The sequence below is a fragment of the Janthinobacterium lividum genome, assembly GCF_011601275.1.
Lineage (GTDB): Bacteria > Pseudomonadota > Gammaproteobacteria > Burkholderiales > Burkholderiaceae_D > Janthinobacterium > Janthinobacterium lividum_E.
The window spans coordinates 54,741-60,952 of the sequence record NZ_JAAOLY010000026.1 but is presented as its reverse complement, the minus strand read 5'-3'; the positions used below and the strand labels follow the sequence as shown (position 1 = coordinate 60,952).

4 protein-coding genes and 1 pseudogene are annotated in these 6,212 nt (G+C 66.0%); all 5 read left to right on the top strand.

The genetic code is table 11. The features are described from left to right. Positions 1-173: pseudogene (locus GYK42_RS29425) on the top strand (methylmalonate-semialdehyde dehydrogenase (CoA acylating)); the annotation flags it as partial. Between the two features lie 74 nt (positions 174-247). Further along, a complete protein-coding gene (locus GYK42_RS26685) occupies positions 248-886 on the top strand; it encodes an ANTAR domain-containing response regulator (protein ID WP_035817917.1) in 639 nt (212 codons plus the stop codon). A gap of 100 nt (positions 887-986) precedes the next feature. After that, positions 987-2,177: a CmpA/NrtA family ABC transporter substrate-binding protein gene (locus GYK42_RS26680; protein ID WP_166449944.1), complete on the top strand. Its 1,191-nt coding sequence runs from the start codon at positions 987-989 to the stop codon at positions 2,175-2,177. A gap of 14 nt (positions 2,178-2,191) precedes the next feature. After that, positions 2,192-2,971 carry a uroporphyrinogen-III C-methyltransferase gene (gene cobA / locus GYK42_RS26675; RefSeq protein WP_166449943.1) on the top strand — a complete coding sequence of 260 codons (780 nt, stop codon included), beginning with the start codon at positions 2,192-2,194 and terminating at the stop codon, positions 2,969-2,971. Positions 2,972-3,114: 143 nt separating this feature from the next. Then, on the top strand, positions 3,115-6,159 hold the full coding sequence (locus tag GYK42_RS26670) for a CHASE domain-containing protein (RefSeq protein ID WP_166449942.1): 3,045 nt from the start codon (positions 3,115-3,117) through the stop codon (positions 6,157-6,159). The last annotated feature ends 53 nt before the right edge of the window (positions 6,160-6,212 follow it).

Below are 6,212 nucleotides of genomic sequence, written 5' to 3'. Positions count from 1 at the left end.
CCGTGCCGATGGCCTTCCACAGCTTCGGCGGCTGGAAGCGCAGCCTGTTTGGCGACCACCATGCGCACGGTCCGGAATCCGTGCGTTTCTACACGAAACAGAAGGCCGTCACGCAGCGCTGGCCGGCCTCGACGGCTGCCGGCGCCGAGTTTGCCATGCCGACCCTGAAGTAAAGCACCGTGTAAACCCGGCTGGTTCGCTTCTTGCTTACTGCAATGGTTGTGTTTAGCCATTGCAGATCGCTCCCATGACGTCCAGCCGTACCCAGCCTTTGCGCATCGTTGTCGTCAACACCATCGTCGAGCATGGCGTGCACGAGAATGCGGCCTTGGCTGCCCAGGTGCAGCGCGGCAACGCCTTGCGCATCGGCTTGCTGGAATCGGGTTTCGACATCGTTGCCTCCTTGCCAGCCGACCTCTACCTTCCCGAGCGCATCGCGCAGCTGCAGCCTGACCTCATCATCATCGACGCCGAATCGGACGCGCGCGACGTGCTCGAGCACATCGTCATCGCCACGCGCGACGAGCGCCGTCCCATCGTATTATTTACCGAAGACGGCGCCACGGCCAGCATCGACGCGGCCATGGCGGCCGGCGTATCCGCCTATATCGTGGCCGGCTTGCAGGCCGAGCGCATCCAACCCGTGCTGAACGTGGCGCTGGCGCGTTTTCGCCAGGAAGAAAAGTTGCGTGCCGAATTGCTCGACACGCGGCACAAGTTGCAGGAACGCAAGGTGATCGAACGGGCGAAGGGCTTGTTGATGACGCATCACGGCTTGACGGAAGAGCAGGCTTACCAGCGCCTGCGCAGCATGGCGATGAACAAGAAACTCAAACTGGCGGACATCGCCCAGCGCATCCTCGACGTGGAAGATTTGCTGGGATGATGGGGTATGCCAATTTTATGACGTGGTTTTATGACATATCGTGGTGCAGTGCACTGTATTGGTGCAGCGCTGCCAGCAAGGTCAGGCAAAGGAATCCAGTATGACAGAGCAAGCGGGTAAGCCAGCGGAAAGCAGCGCCCAGGTGATGCGATCGCTGCATCCGGAAAAAGAGACGATACGCATCGGCTACCTGCCGCTGACCGATTGCGCCTCGCTGGTGATGGCCTCAAAACTGGGTCTCGATGAAAAATACGGCATCAAGATCGAGCTGAGCCGCGAGATGTCGTGGGCCGGCGTGCGCGACAAATTGAATAGCGGCGACCTCGACGCTGCCCACGTGTTGTACGGCCTCGTGTACGGCGTGCAGATGGGCATCGGCGGGCAGCAGCACGACATGGCCGTGCTGATGAACCTCAACCACAGCGGCCAGGCCGTGACCCTGTCGGCGGCGCTGGCGCGCGAGGGCGCCCACGATGGGCCATCGCTGGCGCGGCACATGCGCGGTGTGGCGCGGCCATTTGCGTTTGCGCATACTTTCCCGACCGGCAACCACGCGATGCTGCTGCAATACTGGCTGGCCGCGCATGGCATCGATCCGCTGCGCGACGCGCGCGTGATGACGGTGCCGCCGTCGCAGATGGTGGCCGCCTTGCGCGCGGGCCAGATGGATGGCTTTTGCGCCGGCGAACCGTGGGGCTACAAGGCCATCGTCGATGGCGTGGGCGTGACGGCCACCACCAGCGGCGCCATCTGGCCCGACCATCCGGGCAAGGTGCTGGGCACCAGCGCCGCGTTTGCGCAGCAGCATCCGAACAGCTGCCGCGCCCTGATCGCTGCTGTGCTCGAGGCGGGACGCTGGATCGACGCCAGCGACACCAACCGGCTGGCCATGGCGGCCACCCTGGCCGAACCCGCTTATTTGCATACGCCGCAGGAAACCCTGGCGCCGCGCATCCTCGGACATTACCAGGATGGCCTGGGCAAGACCTGGGACGAGGCGCACGGCTTGAAGTTTTACGGCGATGGCGCCGTCAATTTCCCGTACTTGTCGGACGGCATGTGGTTCATGACCCAGCACCGGCGCTGGGGCTTGCTGCGCGACGAACCCGATTACCTGACCGTGGCGCGCCAGGTCAACCGCATCGACCTGTACCGCCAGGCGGCGGAGATGACGGCCACGCCCTTACCAAAAGCGCCCATGCGCAGCTCGACCCTGTGCGACGGCGTCGTGTGGGACGGCAGCGCGCCGGAAGCGTACGCGGCATCGTTTGCCATCGGCCACTTTTTTTAATGGGAGATTTCATCATGGCGCAATGTGGTAGCGTAACCCTGGTCGGCGCCGGTCCTGGCGACCCGGACCTGCTGACCCTCAAGGCCGTGAAGGCCATCGCGCGGGCCGATGTGGTGCTGATCGACGACCTCGTCAACCCGGCCATCCTCGCGCATGCGGCGCAAGGCGTGCGCGTGGTCGAGGTGGGCAAGCGGGGCGGCTGCGCGTCCACGCCGCAAGCGTTCATTGAGCGCCTGATGCTGGCCGAGGCGCGCGCCGGCCTGCACGTGGTGCGCCTGAAAGGGGGCGACCCGTATCTGTTCGGACGGGGCGGCGAAGAACGCGCCTACCTGCGCAGCCATGGCGTGGCCGTCGAAGTGATCCCCGGCATCAGCAGCGGCCTGGCCGCGCCATCGTCCATCGGCGTGCCGCTGACGCACCGCGGCTGGAGCCAAGGCGCCATCTTCGTCACGGGCCACGGCAAGGATGCCGCGTCCGAGCCGAACTGGGAGGCCCTGGCGCAAAGCGGCTTGACGCTCGTCATCTACATGGGCGTGGCCCGTATAGCCGCCATCCAGGCCGGCTTGCTGGCCGGTGGCATGGCGCCCGGCACGCCCGTGGCCGTGGTGCAATCGGCCAGCCTGGCCGCCCAGCGCCAGTTGCTGAGCACCTTGCAGTGCTTGCCGGGCGATCTGCAGGCCAGCGGCCTCGGCAGTCCCAGCATCATCGTCGTCGGCGACGTGGTGCGCTGCGCCGATGCCTGGGATGACCATGGCGCAAGCACGTTGCAGGCTGGAGCGCTGCGGGAGGCTTGAGCGCCAGGTGTTTTCCAATGCAACCACCCTGCGCGCTTTTTTTCTTGCACAAGCGCGTCGGGCATGAGCTTTGATAGTATCCTCGTACTTGCTGGGCGGCCGCGGCGTCGCCCATTCGAGGAAACCGGAATAAGCGATCGACAATGCACACTTTGAGCAAGGGCGGGGCGGGATCAGGTATCAGAATCTGGGCGGGTGGCCTGTTGCTGGCCCTGGCGGTGGGTGGCGCCCTGTATGCGGGCGCGGCGCGCACGGTCAATGACGACGCCGAGCAGCGTTTCGACAATCTCACGCATAGCGCCCAGCATAGCCTGATGACGCGCGTAAAAAGCTATTCTGACCTGCTGCGCGGCCTCGAAGCCCTGTTCCGCACCAGCGAGCACCTGACGCGCCGCCAGTTCCACGATTACGTGGCCGGCCTCGATATCGTGCGCCAGTTTCCGGCCATCGAATCGGTCAACTACGCGGCGGCCGTGCCATCGGCGCAGCGCGCCGGCTTCATCGAGGCCGTGCGCCGTGACACCAGCCTGGCGCCGCGCGGCTATCCCGCTTTCATCATCCGGCCCGCGGGGGAGCGGCCGGAATACACGGTGCTCACCTACCTGGAACCCGATTCCCTGCTGGCCGAACGCATGGGGGTCGATATCGGCGCCAATCCGCTGGTGGCGCAATCGCTGGCGCAGGCGCGCGACAGCGGCCAGGTCAGCGCGTCGGGGCAGGTGATCATGATCAAGGGGCCGCCCGCGCACGTGGGCCTGGGCATGCGCCTGCCCGTGTACCGCAATGGCATGCCGCAAGGCAGCGTGGCCGAGCGCCGCGCCGCCTACCAGGGCTCCGTCGGCATCGGCTTTGGCGTGGCGCAGCTGGTGCACAGCGCGCTCGAACGCAGCGCCCTGGAGCCGCTGCACCTGACCCTGTACAGCGCGGCCGACCCGTTGACGGCCAGCGGAACCTTGTCCATCACGCCGCAGGACCGCCTGCTGTTCAACGATGACGGCGACCTGGCGGCGGCGCCGCCGCAACCGGGCAGCGATGCCGACTATTTCGACCAGGTGCTGCCCGTCGCGTACCAGGGCGGCCTGTGGAAAGCCCATTTTCGCGTGCGCAAGGCGGAGCTGTACAGCCCCTTCGACCGCCATTTCCCATGGCTGGCGCTGGCCGTCGGCGTGGCCGGCACCCTGCTCATTTATGGCTACATCTTTACCTTGTACCGTTCGCGCCGCAACGCGGTGGCGCAGCGCACCCTGCTCGATACGGTGCTCGACAGCGTCGACGCCTACGTCTACATGAAGGATGCCGACCTGCGCTACCGCTACGTGAATGCGCGCACGGCCACCATCCTGGGCCGTCCTGCGGAGCAGCTGATCGGCCGCCAGGATGGCGAGTTGATGCTGGGCGATGCGGCCGCCGCCGCGCAGCGCACGGAGCGCCAGGTCTTCGACAGCGGCGCCAAGTTCGTCGGCGAGGAGCGCTTCGTCGATGCGCAGGGCCAGGTGCATCACCTGTGGAGCGTGAAGGTGCCGCTGGGCTTGCCCGGTCCCGTCACGGGCCTGATCGGCCTGTCCACCGACGTGACGGAATTGCACCGCCTGAAAGAGCAGGCCGACGCGGCCAGCCAGGCCAAGAGCGACTTCCTGTCGAACATGAGCCATGAAATCCGCACGCCGATGAACAGCATCATCGGCATGGCGCACCTGGCGCTCAAATCCGTGGCCGACGCGCGCCAGCGCGACTACCTGCAAAAAATCTACCATTCGGGCCAGCACTTGCTGGGCCTGATCAACGATATCCTCGATTTTTCCAAGATCGAGGCGGGCAAGCTGGAACTGGAAGTGCTGGACTTCCGCCTCGACACCCTGCTGGCGAACGTCGCCAGCCAGCTGGGCGACGCGGCCGCCGTCAAGGGCCTGGCGCTGCAGTTCGATATCGCGCCGGAGCTGCCGCAGCGCTGGCGCGGCGACCCGCTGCGCCTGGAGCAGGTCTTGCTGAACCTGACCAGCAACGCCATCAAGTTTTCCGACAATGGCAGCATCTTCGTGCGCGTGCGCCAGTCCGAGGAGCGCGGCAGCTACGCCATGCTGCGCTTCGAGGTGCAGGACCGGGGCATCGGCATGAATCAGGAAGAGGTGGCGCAGCTGTTCCGCTCCTTCCACCAGGCCGACCCGTCGACCACGCGCAAGTATGGCGGCAGCGGCTTGGGGCTGGTGATCAGCAAGCAACTGGTGGAGCTCATGGGCGGCAAGGTGGGCGTGTACAGCCAGCCGGGCCTGGGCAGCACCTTCTGGTTCACGGCGCGCCTGGAAAAAAGCGCGCAGGCGGCCGACGAGCGCATTGCCGAAGTCGAGCCGGAAGTATTGGGCGTGATACGCGGCGCGTCCATCCTGCTGGTCGAAGATAACGTCTTCAGCCAGCAGGTGGGCTGCGAATTGCTGGAAGACGCCGGCGCCACCGTCTGCGTCGCCGGCAATGGCCGCGAAGCGCTGGAATTGCTTGCCCGCCAGCGCTACGACTGCGTGCTGATGGACGTGCAGATGCCGGAGATGGACGGCTTCGAGACGACGCGCCGCATCCGCGCCGACCCGAAACTCACTGGCCTGCTGGTGATCGCCATGACGGCCAATGCGGGCAGCGAAGACCGTGCCCGTTGCCTGGAGGCTGGCATGGATGAATTCGTGACCAAGCCGATCGCCCCGAATCTGCTGTTTCACCTGCTGGCGAAATGGTTCCGCTTACGTGGGGGTATTGGCGGCGTCGGCGGCATGGGCCAAGCGCGTGCAAGCGACAGGCTGGCGGCGCCGAAAGCGGCGCCACCGGGCGCCGCACCGGAGTTGCGCGATACGGCCATCCTCGACCTGGCCACCCTGGCCCTCACGTTCAGCAATGACGCCGTGAAGATGCGCAAATACACCCAGCTGTTTCTCGACACTGCGCGCGACGGCATCGCCGAAATGGAGCAGGCCGTGGCGCTGGAAGACCTGGGGCGCCTGGCCGACCTGGGGCACCGCAGCAAATCGTCGGCGCTGGCCGTGGGCGCCCATGCCTTTGCGGGGCTGTGCACGTCGATCGAAGGCTTGCGCCTGGGCGGCGACCTGCAGCAGGCGCGCGCTTTGCTGGCGGCCCTGGGACCTGCGCTGGCGCAGGTGGCGGAACAAATTTCCATGGAATTTGCCGCCAGCGACGCCCCCTGACGCACGCAGCGGCGATAATAGGCGTTTGACGTCCCTGGCCACCCGGCCGGAGA